Annotated in this window: 13 protein-coding genes and 1 pseudogene; 3 read left to right on the top strand and 11 right to left on the bottom strand. The window is 71.8% G+C overall.

Going from position 1 to position 17911, the window contains the following annotated elements; all coding sequences use genetic code 11:
* Positions 1 to 164 precede the first annotated feature (164 nt).
* From QFZ71_RS22270 to QFZ71_RS22255, 4 genes are all read right to left on the bottom strand, one after another.
* A complete protein-coding gene (locus QFZ71_RS22270; RefSeq protein WP_307669932.1) occupies positions 165 to 1472 on the bottom strand; it encodes a hypothetical protein in 1308 nt (435 codons plus the stop codon).
* Positions 1462 to 2049, bottom strand: a complete 588-nt coding sequence (locus QFZ71_RS22265; RefSeq protein ID WP_307669931.1) for a DUF6114 domain-containing protein — start codon at positions 2047 to 2049, stop codon at positions 1462 to 1464. Before QFZ71_RS22265 ends, QFZ71_RS22270 begins: the two co-directional genes overlap by 11 nt.
* A gap of 99 nt (positions 2050 to 2148) precedes the next feature.
* Positions 2149 to 2802, bottom strand: coding sequence for a DUF6230 family protein (locus QFZ71_RS22260; RefSeq protein ID WP_307669930.1), 654 nt, complete (start codon positions 2800 to 2802; stop codon positions 2149 to 2151).
* A 653-nt stretch (positions 2803 to 3455) separates the two neighbouring features.
* Complete coding sequence (locus tag QFZ71_RS22255; RefSeq protein WP_307669929.1) at positions 3456 to 4427, bottom strand: tetratricopeptide repeat protein; 972 nt, start codon at positions 4425 to 4427, stop codon at positions 3456 to 3458.
* 450 nt (positions 4428 to 4877) lie between these two features.
* Between QFZ71_RS22255 and QFZ71_RS22250 the strand changes: the two genes are divergently transcribed.
* Positions 4878 to 5519 (top strand): TetR/AcrR family transcriptional regulator, encoded by a 642-nt coding sequence (locus QFZ71_RS22250; RefSeq protein ID WP_307669928.1) that lies wholly within the window; start codon positions 4878 to 4880, stop codon positions 5517 to 5519.
* A gap of 45 nt (positions 5520 to 5564) precedes the next feature.
* Here QFZ71_RS22250 and QFZ71_RS22245 read toward each other — a convergent pair whose 3' ends face one another.
* From QFZ71_RS22245 to QFZ71_RS22215, 7 genes and pseudogenes are all read right to left on the bottom strand, one after another.
* A complete protein-coding gene (locus QFZ71_RS22245; RefSeq protein WP_307669927.1) occupies positions 5565 to 6230 on the bottom strand; it encodes a hypothetical protein in 666 nt (221 codons plus the stop codon).
* A 10-nt stretch (positions 6231 to 6240) separates the two neighbouring features.
* Positions 6241 to 6603 (bottom strand): RNase A-like domain-containing protein, encoded by a 363-nt coding sequence (locus QFZ71_RS22240; protein WP_307669926.1) that lies wholly within the window; start codon positions 6601 to 6603, stop codon positions 6241 to 6243.
* A gap of 196 nt (positions 6604 to 6799) precedes the next feature.
* Positions 6800 to 11257: pseudogene (locus QFZ71_RS22235) on the bottom strand (LamG-like jellyroll fold domain-containing protein); the annotation flags it as partial.
* A 235-nt stretch (positions 11258 to 11492) separates the two neighbouring features.
* Entirely contained in the window at positions 11493 to 13193 is a 1701-nt protein-coding gene (locus QFZ71_RS22230; RefSeq protein ID WP_307669924.1) for a methylmalonyl-CoA mutase, read from the bottom strand.
* Between the two features lie 94 nt (positions 13194 to 13287).
* Complete coding sequence (locus QFZ71_RS22225; protein WP_030118670.1) at positions 13288 to 13614, bottom strand: DUF3817 domain-containing protein; 327 nt, start codon at positions 13612 to 13614, stop codon at positions 13288 to 13290.
* A 147-nt stretch (positions 13615 to 13761) separates the two neighbouring features.
* On the bottom strand, positions 13762 to 14271 hold the full coding sequence (locus QFZ71_RS22220; protein WP_307669923.1) for a MarR family winged helix-turn-helix transcriptional regulator: 510 nt from the start codon (positions 14269 to 14271) through the stop codon (positions 13762 to 13764).
* Positions 14272 to 14281: 10 nt separating this feature from the next.
* Positions 14282 to 15634: an MFS transporter gene (locus QFZ71_RS22215; RefSeq protein ID WP_307669922.1), complete on the bottom strand. Its 1353-nt coding sequence runs from the start codon at positions 15632 to 15634 to the stop codon at positions 14282 to 14284.
* An 80-nt stretch (positions 15635 to 15714) separates the two neighbouring features.
* On the opposite strand from QFZ71_RS22215, the gene QFZ71_RS22210 reads away from it, so the two are divergent.
* Positions 15715 to 16698, top strand: a complete 984-nt coding sequence (locus QFZ71_RS22210; RefSeq protein WP_307669921.1) for a DUF5937 family protein — start codon at positions 15715 to 15717, stop codon at positions 16696 to 16698.
* 148 nt (positions 16699 to 16846) lie between these two features.
* Complete coding sequence (locus QFZ71_RS22205; protein WP_307669920.1) at positions 16847 to 17899, top strand: glycoside hydrolase family 6 protein; 1053 nt, start codon at positions 16847 to 16849, stop codon at positions 17897 to 17899.
* The last annotated feature ends 12 nt before the right edge of the window (positions 17900 to 17911 follow it).

Genomic DNA, 17911 nt, shown 5'->3' with positions numbered 1-17911 from the left:
CCGCACGCACACCTGAGGGGTGCCCCCGGACCTCCCGTCCGGGGGCACCCCTCGTTCCGTCGCCGGGACCCCGCGGCAGGTCGCCGTACCCGCGCCGGACGAACCGGGGGTCCGCGCCACCCTCCCGGCGTGCGGACCCCGGCTCGCCGACGACCGCCGGACGATCAGTTCCCGGCCTTGCCGCCTTCCAGGTAGTTCTTCAGTCCGGGCACGGTGAGCGTGCCGCCGAACTGGCCGGCCTGGACGACCTTCACGTTGGTGAACACGGCGATGGGGACGTTCAGCGGCGGCGGGGTCTGCGGGCTGAACGTGACCGGGATGAGGCCGAAGAGGTTGCCCTTCAGCTCCTCCGTGTACATCGTGACCTCGCCGTCGCGGATCTCCGAGGTCGAGCCGGGACGGGACTTCACGTGCCCCGTCGTGCCCGCCGGGCCCTCGGTGAGCTGGTGCAGGTCCTTGATGTCGATGGAGGTCGCGGTGAACTTCAGCACCTTCTTGATGCTGCCGTCCGCCTTCTTCACCTCGACGATGCCGTGGTAGTCGAGGCCCCGCAGGGTGAGACGCGTGGACTCCAGGGTCCACGGCGCGCTCGGCAGCAGCGGGATGCCGGGCTCCAGTTCGGCCGCGGCGAGCGCGTCCGGGTCGGCCTCGGGGCACGGGAAGCGGGGCTTCGCGCCGTCCGGGATGTCCTCGTCCTTCTTGGGGTCGAGTCCCTTGACGTCCTCGTCGAGCTCCTCGACCTTCTCGCCGGCCTTCTCGGCGGCTTCGCGGATGGCGTCGGCCGCCTCGTCGGACGTCTCGTCCGCCTTGTCGCCCGCTCCCCCGGCCGGGGCCTCCGGCTTCTCCGACTCCCCGGGCGCCTCGGGCGTGGGGCTCGGGGACGGGGCCGCCGGCTCCTCCGGCTTCTCGTCGTCCGGGCCGTCGAAGAGGTCCTTGAGCGCGTCGCCGATGCCGAGCGGGTCGAGCGGGTTCTTCGACGCGGTGGGCGTCGGGGTCGCGGAGGGCGTCCCGGCGGACCCGCCGTCGGCGGAGCGCGCCGGCGTGTCCGTACCGGGCTTCTCGCCGGCCGCCGGGTCCTTCTCCGTGCCGGGGGCGGGACCCTCGGCCGAGGGCGTGGGGGTCGCGGCGCCGTCCTGGCCGGAGGGGTCGTCCTTCCCGTCCTGCGCCGTGGCCGACGGGGACGGGGTGGGCTCGGGCGAGGCGGACTCGCTCGGCTCGTCGGACCGGGTGACGCAGGGGCCGGGCGCGAACGGGTTCTCGATGCGCTCGTCGGCCAGGGCCAGCTTGGGCGTCAGTCCCATGCCCACGAAGACCGCTGTCGGCATCGCCGCGAGCGCCAGCGCCTTCTTCCCGCTGGGCAGGTGGAGCTTGGTGAGCAGCGACTTCCTGGGGGCCGCGTGGCGGGGACCCGTGCGCTCGCGGATCTCGTCGCCGCCGCGGACGTCCGTCCGCTGTCCGTCGTCACCCCGCACGGTGCCCCCCGGTTTCGGAGCCGACCGCCGTGTCGAAGGCGGCGCCCTGCTGCTGCGGGACGGCCGTGGGCAGGAGTTCGCCCTCGGGACGCTCCTCGTACGAGAAGTCCTTCGCCAGCGGGTCCCGCTCGCCGACCGGCGACTGACCGGCCTGCGCCGACGCCTCGCCGTCCTGCTGCGGCACACCGGGCACCCAGGAAACGGACAGGGCTCCGCCGAAGAGGGAGAGCAGGAACCCGATCACGAAGCCGCCGATGTTGGCGACGGGTATGGAGATCAGCGCCAGCAGGATGGCCGCGACGCCCGCGAACACCCGGACGATGTGGTGGAACCACATGGTGAAACCGAGGGTGATCAGCAGGATTCCGATGATCAGGGACCCGGCGCCGGCGGTCGTGGACATCGCCAGCGTCATATTGCCGAGGTGCAGATCGGCGTACGGGAAGTAGGCGATGGGAAGGCCACCGACCATGGTGAACAGACCGGCCCAGAACGGGCGGTCGCCCCGCCAGGCGCGGAAGCGTCGCCGGTAGACGCTGATGAAGTGCTCGTTCTGCCCTGTGGACTCGGGGCTCATGGAAAACAGCTCCCTGGAACCGGTACTGCGGTGAGAAGGGAAGGAGGGGAGGGTGGCCGGAACGTCCCGGAAAGACGTTCCGGCCACCCGGGCCGAGTGCTAGAAGCACTCCTTGACGCCCGTGTGCAGCCTCAGCTTCAGGTCACTGAGCTTGAAGGTGCCGGCGGTGGTCGCCCATGCCGTCTGCTTCACGTCGGTCAGCACGGCCTTGTCGGCCCGCTGCGCGAAGCCCGCACCGTTCGCCTGCGTACCGGGCTGGATGCCGATGCTGCCCGGCTTGTTCTTCTTCGCCAGCGAGCCGGCCGCGACACCGATGTCGATGTTGCGGAAGGAGGCGTCGGCGTCCAGCTCGGAGACGTCCAGGTAGAGGTTGGTCGCCCTCACCGGCTTCTTCGGGTTGGTACCGGCATTCAGCTCCAGGCTGACGCTCTTGTTGATGAACGGGACCTTCGGCGTGACCACCGACTGGCACATGTTGGTGATCTTCGCGCGGCTGAAACCCGACACCGCGACAGCGTGCGCCGCTTCCTTGCCTTCGAGGTCCTTACCGACCGCGACACTGCCGTACTGGACGAAGTCGTCGCCCTCGAGCCTGTCGGTGCTGACCTTAAAGCTCTGGCCGGAGACCGCGAAGGACGCGGCGAGCGCGCCCTGCGCGAGGCCGACGCCCACCGCCGCCGTGGCGACGACGCTCGGCACCATGACCAGAGCGAACCGCTTCCATCTCGTCCCACCGCGAACCTGGGAACTCATACTTGCTCCTTCTTCTCGGACGTACATCTCCGGGCGGGCTTCGTGCCCGGACCGGGATGGGAGAAGTGCTACGTCCTCGGGAAGGAGAGCACCCGCGGTCGGAGACGTGTCCCGTATCCGATCCACCGGCGTTCACCCCCGAGCGACAACCACGGGCCGCGCGCTCCGCACGGCCGGCCGGACAGGCCCCGCCACCGGGCGGGAACCCCCCTGTCCGCGGTCGGCGCCACTGCCGCCGACCCACTCGGTGGGGACCCAACGGACCCTCGGGCACCGGCTGGAGGCCGGGCGGAAGGTGGTGGACCGAGCGTGGCCGATCGTGGTGCATTCACGCGCCCGACACAAGAGGGATCGTTACTCGCTAGTAACGGCCCGATAACCACAGGACGACAGCGCGGCATCGAGCGGCGACGCAGGGTGGCACGAAAGGGACACCAAAATGGCGGGAAACTCCCTGGAAACCAGACAGAACCGCCCTCCCGCTTTACTGCGAGTAACAGGCCGCATCTTTGTCAAGTTTTGGTAAAGCAGGGGCTTCTCGGGCCGTTCTTTGGCGTCGGAACGGCAAAACGGCCGCGCTGCCGGGTGGGCGGCGCGGCCGTCTTGTCACATCGGAACAATCGGGCTCGTCCGGAGCGGACGGCGGGCCGGTGTCAGAACAGGACGCGGGCGAGCGCGGTGCGCGCGGCGGTCACGCGGGGGTCCTCGGGGCCGATCACCTCGAACAGCTCCAGCAGCCGCAGCCGGGCGGTGTTCCGGTCGTCGCCCGCAGTGCGGCGGACCGCCTCGACGAGCCGGCCGAAGGCGTCCTCGACGTGACCGCCGACCAGGTCGAGGTCGGCGGCGGCGATCTGGGCGTCCACATCGGCCGGATCGTCCGCGGCCGCCTTGCGGACCGCCTGCGGGTCCATGCTCTGGACCCGGCCGAGCAGCTCCGCCTGGGCGAGGCCCAGCTTGGCCTCCGGGTTGGCCGGATCGTCGGTGAGGACGTTCTTGTACGCCTGGATCGCGCCGCCGAAGTCGTTGGCGTCCAGCGCGGAGGCGGCGGCCTCCAGCAGGGAGTCGTACGGGCCGGCCGGCGCCTCGGCCGGTGCGGCGCCCGCCGCACCGGCGTCCGGGTCGACCGTGATCCCGGTCAGCCCGAAGCGCTCCTCGCCGACCTGGATCAGCTGGTCCAGCGTCTCGCGGATCTGGGCCTCGGGGGCCACCCCCTGGAAGAGCGGGAGGACCTGCCCGGCGACGACGGCGAAAACGGCCGGAATGCCCTGGATGCCGAACTGCTGCATCAGCATCTGGTTGGCGTCGACATCGACCTTGGCCAGCAGGAAGCGGCCGTTGTACTCGACGGCCAGGCGCTCCAGCAGGGGGCCGAGCTGCTTGCACGGCTCACACCACTCGGCCCAGAAGTCGAGGACGACGGGGACCTCGGCGGAGCGCTGGAGGACATCGCGCTCGAAACCGGCTTCATCGACGTCGATCACCAGGGCGGAGGGCGCGACGGCGCCGGAGCCACCGGTGCGGGCGGCCTCCGCGCGGGCCTGCTCCGCCTTGGCCTTGGCCTCACCGGCCGCCTTGACGGCGGCGAGGTCGACAACGCCGCTCATGGACATGTTCCTAGGCTGCATACGTACATCCTCCCCCCTGGGCGCACCGTTCCGGAAAGCGGGCGCGAGATCCGGCCCGGCCGAAGGCCCCCACCGGCGTGCGGGAGCGGACGGACCAGGACGGGCCCGGACCCCGAAGGTTCCGGTGAGGCCCCCCGGGGCCTCGGTGAAGCCGGCCGGGCCCCTGAGGTCCCGGTCGTGACGCGGGGGCCGGTGAAGGCCCCGGTGAACCCTCCGGATCCCCATCCGGCAGGTTCTGCGGCGCCGGGTCCCCACCCGGCGCCAGGGGCCTGGTGAGGGCCCCGGTGGCTGTCGTTCGTCGCGGCGCACGGGACGGGCGAGCCGCCTTCCTTACGCTACGACCCGTAGCGTAACTGCCGATGCCTTCGCGGGAACAGACGGTCCCGGTGATCTGCCTCACGGTTACCGGGGCGTAGCGACTTTCCTACCGGCCGGTATGGTCGCCGCATCATGAGCGACAGCGACCCCCGAGCCACCCGAACAGGCCGACCGCGGAGCCCTGCGGCCGACGCCGCGATCCTTGAGGCCACGCGGGCGTCCCTGGTCGATCTGGGCTGGTCGAAGCTGACGATGGGGGATGTGGCGGCCCGCGCCGGCGTCGCCAAGACGACTCTCTACCGGCGCTGGGCGGGCAAGAACGAGCTGGTCGTGGACGCGGTCGCGGTCCTGTTCGACGAGCTGGAGCTGCCGGACCTGGGCAGCCTGGCCGACGACGTCCAGGGCGTGGTGCTCCAGTTCGCCGCCCTGCTGGAACGGCCGGAGACCCGCACCGCCCTGATGGCGGTGGTCGCGGAGTCCACGCGGGACGAATCGCTGCGGATGCGCATCCGGGACTCGATCGTGGAACGGCAGAAGCGGCTGGTGCTCGAAGGACGGCGGCGGGCGCAGCGGCGTGGCGAACTGCCGGTCGAGACCGACGCGGTGGCGGCGGACCGGACCGCCGACCTGATCTTCGACGTGATCGCGGGTGCGGTGGTGCACCGGATGCTGGTGAGCGCCGGGCCCGTCGACGCCGACTGGGCCCGGCAGTTCACCCTGCTGCTGCTGTCAGGGCTGGGGCCGGGAGCGAGGGAACGGCGCCCCGGGAGCTGATGCCCCGGGGCGCCGTGCCCCTCTTCACGCGGTGCGCGGCACCGGTCACCAGCGCGTCTGATGCTCCACGTCGGACACATGGAAGCGCCCGTAGCCGAACGTCTCGCCGAGAGCCTCGTATTGGGCGTACTGGGCCTCGGAGATCGGCACCCGGCAGGTGCTCAGCACCCGCAGGAGGAGCCGGAAGCCGAGGTCGGGATCGACCTGGGCGGCGACCAGTTCCAGGGCCCGGACCACCTCGCCCGGCGCATGGCCGAAGAGCGTCCCACCCTTCGCCGCCGCCCTCGCCGCCAGCGCGGGCTTCACCTCCGCGACGGCCGCCAGGACGGCCCGGACCGATTCCTCGGACGCCGTGACCGGCTCGACCGCCGACGCTTCTGCCGGATCGGCCCGCCGCGCCGGTTCGGAGCAGACGGCCGCGATCCGGCGCAGCCAGTCCCGTCCGTCGACGCCGAAGTAGGCGAGGTTGTACCCGTCCTCCGAGGCGACCGTCCACACGGTGGTGATGACCTCGGTGGGCAGGGAGCTCTGTTCGAGGCGGACCGCATCCGCCAGGATCGCCGAGGCCGCCTCTCCCGCCGGCTCGTCCACGTGCCCCAGGGCAGCGGCCTCGATGGTCTCGTCGACGGTCCGCTCGTGGGACCACGGCCCGGCGAAGAACTTGGTCAGCCGACTGAGACCGAAATCCCACTCGGTGTGGCGCGGTGTCATGGTTCCTCTCTCAGATCGGGTAGGCCGTGTAGACGACGAAGCCACCGCGTCCCTTGTGGGACCACTTCTTGAAGAGGACCGTCACCTCGTTGCCGGCCGTCGTGATGGTGCTGCCGTCGGGATGGTATGCCTTGCCCAGCGAAGGATATGCGTCCCATTTCCCCGAGATGGTGAAGTAGTCGCCCGGCCCCGCCGAACGCCGCCAGCTCTCCAGCCGGGCGAAGGCGGCGTTGTTCCTGACCCCTCTCGGGTAGAAGTAGTCGGACACGACCCGGTCCACCGCCTGCTGGGCGATGTCCGCGTTCGTCCAAACGCCGTTGGGCTTCCCCTTCGTCTTGGCGAGGCGAAACGCCTCGTTCGCGTCAACGTTCACATGCTCCCTGAGCGTGTGCGCTCCGCTGGCGGGCATCACCGTCTCGTCGGCGAGGTTCATGCAGTTGTGGACCAGGACGTCCCTGCTGCTGGAGCCCCGCGTGCTCACGTAGAACGTGTGCAGGTTGTCCACGGTCAGGTCGAACACCAGGCGGGGCGTCAACCCTGAGCGGTCCTGCAACCCCGCTCACCGTGCGTTGCGCCCCGTCGGGGCCGCGCAGCCGGTCGCCCGTGCTCAGGTCCGCGGCGAGCGTCCAGCCCTCTCCGATGACGTAGACCTTGTGTCCGGCGGTGCTGGTGAGGGTCTCCCCGCTCCTGAACGAGACGATGACGAGGCGGTCGGTGTCGTGGCGGAAGGTCGCCGTCACCGACTGAGCCCGCCGGTCCCCCGTCGCGGGATCGGTCGCGAGGACACGGTCACCGACCTGGACGGAGCGGATCTCCCGATGCGATCCGTCGGCCATCAGCACCCGGGTGTCACCGGGGAAGCTGTTCCTGGCGCAGGACGTGAACAGGTCCTCCGCCGTGTTGGCCTGACGCTCCAGGTTGGCGAGGACCGCCGGGTCGAGATCGAGGTTCTTCAGGGCCCGGAACGCATCGGCGACGCCCACCCCGGTCTTCATTGCGGCGTCGAGGGCACGTACGGCGTCCACCGCGTCGGCGATCTTCTTGCCGGGGATGAAGTTGCTGGCGGCCCAGAGGCAACCGCTGACGCTGCCCTTCGAGCACTGGACGAAGTCGTCGACGAGCACGTGCCACAGTGCCTGGAGCACCATCTTGTCGAAGATCAACGCGATCTCCAGACGGCTGAAGTACCTGTCGATGTAAGCCGTCTGGTTCGTGTGCTTCTCGCTGCCGAGCCAGACGATCGAGTCCACCGGGCACGTCGCGGCGCTGACGTCGTCGCCCGCGGCCTCGTCAGCGCACAGGTAGAAGTCGACGGTGATGTTGAAGAGGAGCTTGTACTTCACGGTGCAGCCGTCGAAGCCGATGTCCAGAACACAGTCGTTCTGCGGCGTGGGCTCTCCCAGTTGGTCGACCTTCTGCTTGGTGAACATCTGGCCGATGCCGGTGACACCGCCCTTGGTGACGGTCTCCCTTTCCTTGGCGTTCTCCGTGCGGACGGCGGCTTCCTGGGCTTCCCTGGCCAGGTCCTGCGCCCGGGCGGCGGACGCCTCGGCGGCCGTGGCGTCGCGTTCGGCCTTGTCGGCCACTCCGCGCGCCGCCGCGGCGTCGCTCTCGGCGGCGGTGGCCGCTCCGCGTGCCGAGGACGCGTCCAGTTCGGCGGCGTCGGCCGAGTTGCGGGCGTCGGTCGCGTATCCGGTGGCCGTGGACGCCGCGGCGGCTGCCGCCGCCGCGTCGCCGATGGCCTGCCGGTTGTACTCGATGGTGTTGGCCTCGGCCTTGAGGGTCGCCTTGACGGCGGCTGCCGCCTCGGCCGCGGAGGCACGCGCCTTGGTGACGGAAGCGGCGGCCTTCACGGCGGAGTCCGCGGCCTGGGAGGCGGCGGTCGCGGCGGCCTTGTCGTCGGCGGATGCCTTGGCGGCGAGTGCCTTGGCGGTCGCGGCGGCCTTCGCCGCCTCGTCCGCGCGCGCCTTGGCGACCGCCGCCTGCTGCTCGGCCAGCGTCTTAGCGGTCTGCCCGAGGAGTACGGCCAGGGCCGCCGACGCGTCGGTCTCGCGGAACGGGGTGCCCAGCGAGATGGCGGTCTTGGCCGCCGCCACGGCGGCCACGGCCGCGTCACGGGCGGCGTCCGCCGCCTGCGAGGCGGCGTAGGCGTAGCCGGCGGTACGTACGGCCGCCGCCGCAGTGGCGACGGCCTCGATGTGCGCCAGGTCGGCGTTCGCCTTGGCTTCGGCGGCCTTGGCCTTCGCCGTGTCGGCGAGGGCCTTGGCCGCGCGGACGTTCTGCGCCGCGGCTTCGGACGAGGCGATGGCGTCGGCCGCTGCCGAGTGGGCCTTCGCCACGGCGGCCGTGGTGATCGCCACATCGCGCTGGGCGGCGTCGGAGGCCGCCTGGGAGCGTGCGGCGGCGGCTTCCGCCTTCGTCGCGGCCTCGCGGGCGTTGGCCGCCGCCGTGGTCGCGGTGTCGGCGGCGGCACGGGCGTTGGACGCTGCCGTGGTGGCCTCGTTCGCCGCCGCCCGCGCCTGGGTCGCGGCGGCCCGGGACTCGGCCGCGGCGGCCGTGCCCTCGTCCGCGTCCGCCTTGGCCTCCAGCGCCCACTGCTTCGCCAGGGCGACATCGCGGTCGCTCTCGGCCCGCAGAGCTCCGTCCCGGGCGTTCTTGGCCCGGCCCTCGGCTGCCAGGGCCTCGTTCTTCTTCGTCGCGGCGGTGGCTCCCGCCGTCTGGGCGGCGCTCAACGCCCGGCCCGCGGCCTCCCGCTGGGTCCGCGCCTCCTGGTCGGCCGCGGCCGCCTTGCCACGCTCGTTGGCGGCGATGTCCTTCTGGACCTTGGCCTTGTCCCGCTCGCTCTCGGCGACGGCCCGCTTGGCCTTGGCGTCGGCGGCGGCCAGTTTGGCGGTCTGCTCGGCCCCTTCGGCCTTGGCCTGGGCCGCCTTGGCCTTGGTGGCGTTCGCGGCGGCCTGGACGGCCTGCTGCTCGGCGCCGGCGGCGGCTGCCTTCGCCTGGGCGGCGGCCTCTTCCGCCGCCGCGCGCCGGAAGGCGGTCTGTGCCGCGTGGGACTGGGTGTCGCCCAGCGCGTAGAGGGCCTTGCTGTCGGCGGCCGTGGCCGACGCCGCGTTCAGCGTGGCCTCGATCGCCTTGGCCGAGGACTGCGCGGCGGAGGCGGATGCCTTGGTCACCTGGGCCGACTGGCGTGCGTAGGTGAGCCCGCGGCCGTACGGCGTGCCGTTGGCGAGGGCGATGGTTCCGGCGTCCGTCTGCGCGGTGGCCGCCTTGTCCGCCTGCGTCTGCGCCGAGGCCGCCGCGCTCTTCGCGATCGTCAGCTGTGTGGAAATCGCCTTCTTGGCGTTGCTGATAGCGGTCGTGGCGTTGGTGAACACCGCGGCCTTGGGGTACCCGGGATCCGTCTTCGGCTTGCCCTGCCAGTACTTCTGGAAGACCAGCATCCGGCTGACGATGTAAGCCTGGCCCTGCGCCTCGATCATGGCGTCGGAGGACTTGCGCAGGTCCTTGTACGCCTGGATCTCGGCGGCCACGAGGTCGCCGCGCTGCTTGGCCTGGCTCGCCTGCTCCGCCTGCCACTCGGCGTCCGCGGTCTCCACCACGTCGCCGAACTTCTTGAACGGGTCGTAGGGGTCGTCCGTCGCGCAGCCCGCCCACTGGGTCTTGAGCTCCTCGGCCTCCATACGGAATTCGAGGGAGGAGGTGTCCGGGCTCACCGAGGGCAGTCCGCCCAGCCGGATGAAGCGGGCGATCTCGTAGGCCGACAGCTCCCGGAGGTCGGCCTCGGAGGTGAAGGCGTAGACCCCGCCGTACATGTCGTCCTTCGACTCCTCCTGCCGCTGCTTGAGGATGGCGATCGCGTTGTCGAGCGCCGCCTTGGAGGGCTTGGTCGGCGGCGGCCCGTCGAAGCTCGTCCCGACCAGGAACTGCGACATCGTCCGCGCGTAGTCCGGTGCCTGCAGGAACGTCATGTAGTCGTCGCCGCTGACGGCGAACGGCGTCGTGATCTTGGCCCAGCCCGTCCGGCGGGTCTGCTCCGCGGCATCGGCCGTCCGCCAGAGGTCCTCGTCCGCTCGGCGGGCGTTGCCGAGCGTGCCGGCTCCCCACGTGTAGACGGCCAGCCGGGCGTTGACGGCGGGGCCCGTGAGGCCCTGCGCGGCGGCTGCCTTCACATTCGGCCCGCCGGCGTGCAGCCAGTTGCCGGTGGTGCAGTAGTCGGCGCGGGCGATGCGCTGCGGGATGGCCGCACCCGATGCCTGGAGGTCGTTCAGAGCGCGGCTCCAGACCCGTACGTCATCCATCCGGCCGGGGAAGTGGTCGGCCGGCTTTCCGGCGGCCAGGCCCCGGCCGACCTCGATGTCGCCGGTGGCTCGCCAGCCCTTGGCATGGGCGGCGACGGCCACTCGGGCGCCGTTCACGTAGAGCCGGATCTGGCCGGCAGCCGCGTCGAAGACCCCGGTGAGGTGGGTCCACTCGCCGGTGTTCGTCACGGGGACGGTGCCGGTGGCAGCGGACCAGGCCGTCGTGGCGGTGTCCTCCTTCGGCATGGCGAAGGAGGGCTTGCCGTCGGCATTGATCTTCAGCGCGAAGCCGGACACCTGGTTGCCCGGTTGGGAAATGACCGTGTAGGGCTTTCCGGACTGCTCGGCCTCCAGCCACGCGGAGACGGTGAAGGACTGGTCCGTCGGCAACGGCACCGGGACGGTGAGGTGGTCGTCCACACCGTCGAGCCGCAGCGTACGGCCGCCGGACCCGCCGCCCCAGATGCTCTCGTTGTCGCTTCTCGGTCCGGCGTAGATGCCGTTGTGGTGGGTGGCCTGCGGCCCGCCTTCCAGATCCTGTCCGGTCGGGGTGTACTCCGGCTCGCTCCACTCGAAGTCGTAGTGGGCGACTTCACCCTTGAGCGGGTAGACCGGCGTCGGCTGCTCGTCCCCTGCGGTCACGCTCCGCGGTTCGGGAGGTGGTTGCGGCACTGCGTGCGCGAGCGTCGCCACAGTCGACAGCGCGGTGACGAACGCGGTGACGGCCATGAGCCGGGCCGCACCGCGACGGCTGCGGCATCTTCGTATCGGAACTTTGACGCGCATGGTCTGCTGCTCCTGATCGCTGGAAGTGCTCCAGGATCGGGCAAGCGGGCAGAACCCACCTGCGTTGACGCAGGTGGGTTCAACTCCCCCCGGAGCTCGCGATCATGATGACATTGACGATGCCCCTTCATAAGGTCTTCACGGAAAATACTGATCGCACCACTGTGGTGACGGCACCTCAGAAGCCGGGCGGCTCCGTGTAGACGCCCCACTCATCACGCAGGACCCCGCAGATCTCGCCGAGCGTGGCCTCGGCCCGTACCGCGTCGAGCATGGGCGCGATCATGTTGGAGCCGTCGCGGGCGGCGGCGAGCATCGCGTCGAGGGCGGCGGTGACCGCGGCGTCGTCGCGGGCGGCCCTGCGGTCGGCGAGCTGGCTGACCTGGTCGCGCTCGACCTCGTGGCTGACGCGCAGGATCTCCAGGTCGCCGGTGACCGAGCCGTGGTGGACGTTGACGCCGACGACCCGCTTGTCGCCCTTCTCCAGGGCCCGCTGGTACTGGAAGGCGGACTCCGCGATCTCGCCGGTGAACCAGCCGTCCTCGATCCCGCGCAGGATGCCGGAGGTGATCGGCCCGATGGGGTGCTGCCCGTCCGGGTGGGCGCGGGTGCCGCGCTCCTTGATCTGGTCGAAGATCTTCTCGGCCTCGGCCTCGATCCGGTCGGTGAGCTGCTCGACGTACCAGGAACCGCCCAGCGGGTCGGCCACGTTGGCGACGCCGGTCTCCTCCATCAGCACCTGCTGGGTGCGCAGGGCGATCTCGGCGGCCTGCTCGGAGGGGAGCGCGAGGGTCTCGTCGAGGGCGTTGGTGTGCAGCGAGTTGGTGCCGCCGAGGACGGCGGAGAGCGCCTCGACGGCGGTGCGCACGACGTTGTTGTACGGCTGCTGCGCGGTGAGCGAGACGCCGGCGGTCTGGGTGTGGAACCGCAGCCACTGCGCCTTGTCGGTCTTCGCGCCGTACGTCTCCTTCATCCAGCGGGCCCAGATGCGGCGGGCGGCGCGGAACTTGGCGATCTCCTCGAAGAAGTCGAGGTGCGCGTCGAAGAAGAAGGAGAGTCCGGGGGCGAAGGTGTCGACGTCCAGGCCGCGGGAGAGGCCCAGTTCCACGTAGCCGAAGCCGTCCGCGAGGGTGTACGCCAGCTCCTGCGCGGCCGTCGCCCCGGCCTCGCGGATGTGGTAGCCGGAGACGGAGAGCGGCTTGTAGGCGGGGATGGAGGCGGCGCAGTGCTCCATCAGGTCGCCGATGAGGCGCAGATGGGGCTCGGGCTGGAAGAGCCACTCCTTCTGCGCGATGTACTCCTTGAAGATGTCGGTCTGGAGCGTGCCGTTGAGCACGGCCGGATCGACGCCCTGGCGCTCGGCGGCGACCAGGTACATGCAGAAGACGGGGACGGCCGGTCCGCTGATCGTCATCGAGGTGGTGACGTCCCCGAGGGGGATGCCGCCGAAGAGGATCTCCATGTCGGCGGCGGAGTCGATGGCGACCCCGCAGTGGCCGACCTCGCCGAGAGCGCGCGGGTCGTCGGAGTCGCGGCCCATCAGCGTCGGCATGTCGAAGGCGACGCTGAGCCCGCCGCCGCCGGCCGCGAGGATCATCTTGTAGCGCTCGTTGGTCTGCTCGGCGTTGCCGAAGCCGGCGAACTGGCGGATCGTCCAGGTGCGGCCCCGGTAGCCGGTGGCGTGCAGCCCGCGGGTGAAGGGGTACTCCCCCGGCCAGCCGATCCGCTCGAATCCCTCGTACGTGTCACCGGGGCGGGGCCCGTAGACCGGCTCGACCGGGTCACCGGAGAGCGTGGTGAAGTCCGCGTCGCGCTTGCGGGCCTTGTCGTAACGGGCCTGCCAGCGGAGGCGGCCTTCCTCGATCGCGTCAGCGTCCATACCCTCGAATTTACTAGGACGTCCTACTAAATGTCGATGGCAAACCGCCCGGCGCTTCGCGCGGGGCGGTGCGGGTGTGCCGGACGCGCCGGGGTCAGACCTTGGCGGGGGCCGGCGCCGGGTCGGTGACCAGGGCCCGGGCCTCGCGGCTGACCTTCGGCTCGACGAAGAACGAGGCGAAGGGGATGCAGCCGGCGGCCAGCACCCACAGGAGCTTGCCGAAGGGCCACTTCGCCTTGGAGCCCAGATCGAAGGCGAAGACGACGTAGACGATGAACAGCACGCCGTGGATCTGCGAGATCAGCATGGTGTCGCCGGTCTGGAAGCCGTACTTCGCGATGATCGCCACGGTGAAGACGAGCAGCCAGATGGCGGTGACGTAGGCCATCACCCGGTAGCGGGTGAGCACGTTCTGTTTCATGGCATCGAGCGTAACGGGACGACCGGGGCGATCTTCGCGCGGCCCCCTTGACCGGACCGCCCCCGCGTACGGCGTACGCTCGCGCCCCCGGACGCACGCGCCCACCACCGGACCGGCGTACGCCCCCGCCTCACCGGGGACGCGCGGTCACTTCTCCTCGAAGTCCCGGGCCGCCACCCGCAGCGGGCGCAGCATGGCGAAGATCTCGGCGCACTCCTCGGCGTCGTACACCCCGAGCCCGAAGTCGACCGCGACCAGATCGCGGGTGGCCGCCTCGACGACGTCCCGGCCCTTGTCGGTGATGGACGCGAGCGTGCCCCGGCCGTCGTTCGGGTTGGGCCGCTTGGCGACGAGACCGGACCGGACCAGCCGGTCCACCGTGTTGGTGACCGACGTGGGGTGCACCATCAGCCGCTCCCCGATCTTGGACATCGGCAGCTCACCGGCCTTGGAGAAGGCGAGCAGCACCAGCGCCTCGTACCGTGCGAAGGTCAGCCCGTAGGGCTTGACCACGGCGTCGACCTCGGCGAGCAGGATCTGCTGCGCCCGCATGATCGAGGTGATCGCCCCCATCGAGGGCACGGGTCCCCAACGCTGCCGCCAGAGCTCGTCGGCGCGGGCGATGGGGTCGAAGGGAAGGCTGAGCGGCTTCGGCACGGCACCGACCTTACCCACTGGTCACATGCCGGTCAGCCCCGTCTCGCTCCTCGGTATCGGACATCCGTCCGGGGGCTGTCCTGCGGACCTCGGCGACGAGCAGCAGCGTGCAGACGGTACCGATGATTCCGGATCCGGCGACCACCTGGTGCACCGGGAAGAACTCGGCAGCGAGCCCGGCCAGCGCCATCCCGAGCCCCTGGAGGGTCATCAGGCCGGCGGTGAGCAGGGTCATGGCCCGGCCGCGCAGCTCCTGGGGCACGGCGTCGACGAACCACTGGTCGAGCCCGATCACGTACGCGGCGCCCGCACCGGCCAGCGCGAGGGCCGCGACGGCGAGCGGCAGTCCGGGGCGGACCACATAGACCAGGAGCGGCAGCAGACCGGCGGCGGCGACCGGCAGGACGATCCGGGAGCGGTTGCGGGGGCTGAGCGCGGACCCCACGAACAGCTCGGCCCCGATGTGCCCGACGGCCATGGCGCAGAGCAGCAGCCCGAGCGCGGCGGGCGAGGCCACGATCGCGTCGGCGTACGGGGCGGCCAGCGCCTCCGGGGCGACGACGAACATCGCCGGCACCCAGAACAGCAGCATCAGTGCCCGGACGCGGCGGTCGCCCAGGATCAGACGGGCCCCGGAGAGCGACTCCCTCAGCAGGGTGCCGCCGGCCTGCCCGCCGCCGCTGCGGGCGGGGCGGTCGCGGGTGCCGAAGCGGAGCAGGGCGGCCGAGCAGAGGAAGGTCACCACGGTGACGGTGATCGCGCCGCGCGGGGAGAGCACGGTGAGCAGCATCCCTCCCGCTCCGAACCCGATGAGCATCGCGCTCTGCGAGACGATCCGCAGCAGCGAACGGCCCAGTACATAGAGGTCGCCCTCGCCGAGGATGTCGGTGAGCGCCGCCATCCTCGTCCCGGTGAAGACGGGCGCGACGGCGGCGACCAGGCAGCGCAGGGCGAGGAGTCCGGCGACGGGGGTGGCGGGCACCAGCATCACGGCGACGCAGGCCGCACAGACCAGATCGCAGACCACCAGGACGCGGCGGGCCGGGTAGCGGTCGGCGACGCCCGCGAAGAGGGTCCCGCCGATCAGGTACGGGAGCAGCCCCAGCGCGAACGTCAGTGCGCTGAGCAGCGGCGAGCCGGTGAGGTCGTAGACGAGCACGGTGAGCGCGAGTTCGCTGACGACGACGCCGAGGAGCGAGAGCAGGTGCGCGGCGAAGACGGCCCGGAACTCGGCGACGGCGAAGACGGCCCGGTAGCCGCGCGGGGCGGCGGCAGCCGGCGGATCGGCCGGGACCCGGGCGCGGGAGGCCGGGGCGGGCGGGGTACGGGGGGTGTCCGCAGGGGCGGGGTGGTCGGTCGGCATGGGACGAGCCTGGGGCCGGGGTGCTCCCCGACCGTAGACTTTCGGCTGAGGACGAATCTCCGATGCCGGGAGGGTGAGGCGTGCCGTTCCAGCTGCACTTCGGCGAGAGCGATCTGCTGCGCTGCCGGTTCGCGCTGTCCCCGCTGTTCGAGACCCAGGAGGCGGTGCGCACACTGTCGCGCCCCTCCCGGCACGGCTACCACCTGCCGTGGCTCCGCCGCATCCGGGAGTCCGCCGCGGCCCTGGATCTGGAGCCGCTGTGGCTGTTGATGCCGGACGGCGGCCACAACCCGGACTTCATCTGCCCGCCGCCGATCGGACCGCTGGCCACCTTCGAGGAGGAGCTCGCGGCCGTACGGGCGACCGATCCCGAGGTGGCGCGGGAGGACATGGAACTGGCCCTGGCGGACCGGCCGGGCGGGCGGCGGTCGGCGGCCGGGCGGAGGCTGCTGGCCGATCCGGCGCGGGCCGTGCGGGAGCTGGCCGGCCTGCTGGAGCGGGCCTGGGAGGCGTTGATCGAGCCGTACTGGCCGCGGCTGAGGGCACTGCTGGAGGCGGACATCGCCTACCACTCCCGGCGGCTCGCGGACAGCGGCCTGGAAGGGGTGCTCGGCGAGGTGAGCCCCCGGCTCAGCTGGAACGGCTCGACGCTCACCGTGGCCGGGACGCGGGGCGACCACCGGCGGGTGCTGGGCGGCCAGGGGCTGGTGCTGATGCCGAGCGTCTTCGTCTGGCCGGAGGTGGTGGGCGGCCATGAGGAGCCGTGGCAGCCGGGGCTGATCTACCCGGCGCGCGGCATCGGCGGGCTCTGGTCCGGGGCGGGCGGCCGGACCCCGGAGACCCTCGCCCGGCTGCTCGGCCGGGTCCGGGCCGACGTGCTGTGCGCGCTGGACGAACCGGCCGGGACGAGCACGCTGGCGCACCGGCTGGGCCTCGCCCCCTCCTCCGTCTCGGCCCATCTGTCCGTGCTGCGCGGGGCGGGGCTGCTGACCTCGCGGCGCTACGGGCACCAGGTGCTGTACGAGCGCACCCCGCTGGGGATCGCGCTGGCCGCCTCGGACTGAGCACGCCGGGGCACGGGAACGCCGGGGCCGCACGGGCGTACGGGTCACGGACAGTGTCGCACCACCACCCTCGGTGACCGATATGTCACGATGGCGCCCGCTTCCCCGTGTTCCGAATCCGTGCGTCACCGCCGCCCGAGGGGTCTGGATGTCCGGCCGCAGCACCGTCTCCCGCGCTCTCCCCCGTACCGGTCCCGTCGTCCTGGCCGCCCTCACCCTGGTGACCGCGCTCACCGCGGGCTGCTCGACGCCGGAGCCGCGTGTCACCCGCACCGCCGAGGAGGCGGGGGAGAACGTCCGGGGCGAGCCCGCCCCGAGCGCGGCCTCCCCGTTCTGGGTCGATCCGGACAGCGACGCCGCCCGGCAGGTGCGCACCTGGGAGAAGGAGGGGCGCGAGGCGGAGGCGAAGATCCTGCGGCGGATCTCCGAGCGGCCGGTGGCCGACTGGCCCGCGTGGGACGACCCGGCACCGGAGATCCGGGCCGCCGCGCGTGCCGCCGCCCGTACGGAGAAGACCGTCCTGCTGGTGGCGTACAACATCCCGCACCGCGATTGCGGGCTCTACTCCGCGGGCGGTGCCAAGGACGCCGACGCCTACCGTTCCTGGATCGGCGCGTTCGCCGACGCCATCGGGGACGCGTCGGCGACCGTGATCCTGGAGCCGGACGCCCTCCCCCACATCGCGGACGGCTGCACCCCGCCCGAGCACCACGCCGAGCGCTACCAACTCCTCTCCGAGGCGGTGGACACACTCAAGGCACGGCCGCACACCACGGTCTATCTGGACGCGGGCAACCCGGACTGGATCGACGAACCGTCCAAGATGGCTCAGCCGCTGCGGCGGGCCGGCATCGACCGGGCCGACGGCTTCTCGCTGAACGTCTCCAACTTCCAGTCGAACGAGAGCGTGAAGGCGTACGCGGGCCGGCTCTCCGACGCCGTGGGCGGCTCGCACTTCGTGATCGACACCAGCCGCAACGGCAAGGGCCCCCTGTCCGGGGGCCGTGCGGAAGCCTGGTGCAATCCGCCGGGCCGGGGGCTCGGCACGCCGCCGACCACCGACACCGGCGACGACCGCCTCGACGCCTACCTGTGGATCAAGCGGCCGGGCGACTCGGACGGCACCTGCCGGGGCGGCCCGCCGGCCGGCGACTGGTGGCCGGAGTACGCACTCGGCCTGGCCCGGCGCGCCGCCTCCTGACCGGGCCGCCGG

Origin of the sequence: Streptomyces sp. V2I9 (assembly GCF_030817475.1) — a bacterium.
GTDB lineage: Bacteria > Actinomycetota > Actinomycetes > Streptomycetales > Streptomycetaceae > Streptomyces.
The sequence above is the reverse complement of the archived record's forward strand: the minus strand, read 5'-3'. Positions and strand labels throughout refer to the sequence as shown.

What these genes read in the sequence shown, in the direction of transcription:
- QFZ71_RS22265 (WP_307669931.1), bottom strand. Translation starts at nt 2,049, where the DNA reads ATGAGCCCCGAGTCCACAGGGCAGAACGAGCACTTCATCAGCGTCTAC.
- QFZ71_RS22260 (WP_307669930.1), bottom strand. Translation starts at nt 2,802, where the DNA reads ATGAGTTCCCAGGTTCGCGGTGGGACGAGATGGAAGCGGTTCGCTCTG.
- QFZ71_RS22255 (WP_307669929.1), bottom strand. Translation starts at nt 4,427, where the DNA reads ATGCAGCCTAGGAACATGTCCATGAGCGGCGTTGTCGACCTCGCCGCC.
- QFZ71_RS22250 (WP_307669928.1), top strand. Translation starts at nt 4,878, where the DNA reads ATGAGCGACAGCGACCCCCGAGCCACCCGAACAGGCCGACCGCGGAGC.
- QFZ71_RS22245 (WP_307669927.1), bottom strand. Translation starts at nt 6,230, where the DNA reads ATGACACCGCGCCACACCGAGTGGGATTTCGGTCTCAGTCGGCTGACC.
- QFZ71_RS22230 (WP_307669924.1), bottom strand. Translation starts at nt 13,193, where the DNA reads ATGGACGCTGACGCGATCGAGGAAGGCCGCCTCCGCTGGCAGGCCCGT.
- QFZ71_RS22225 (WP_030118670.1), bottom strand. Translation starts at nt 13,614, where the DNA reads ATGAAACAGAACGTGCTCACCCGCTACCGGGTGATGGCCTACGTCACC.
- QFZ71_RS22215 (WP_307669922.1), bottom strand. Translation starts at nt 15,634, where the DNA reads ATGCCGACCGACCACCCCGCCCCTGCGGACACCCCCCGTACCCCGCCC.
- QFZ71_RS22205 (WP_307669920.1), top strand. Translation starts at nt 16,847, where the DNA reads ATGTCCGGCCGCAGCACCGTCTCCCGCGCTCTCCCCCGTACCGGTCCC.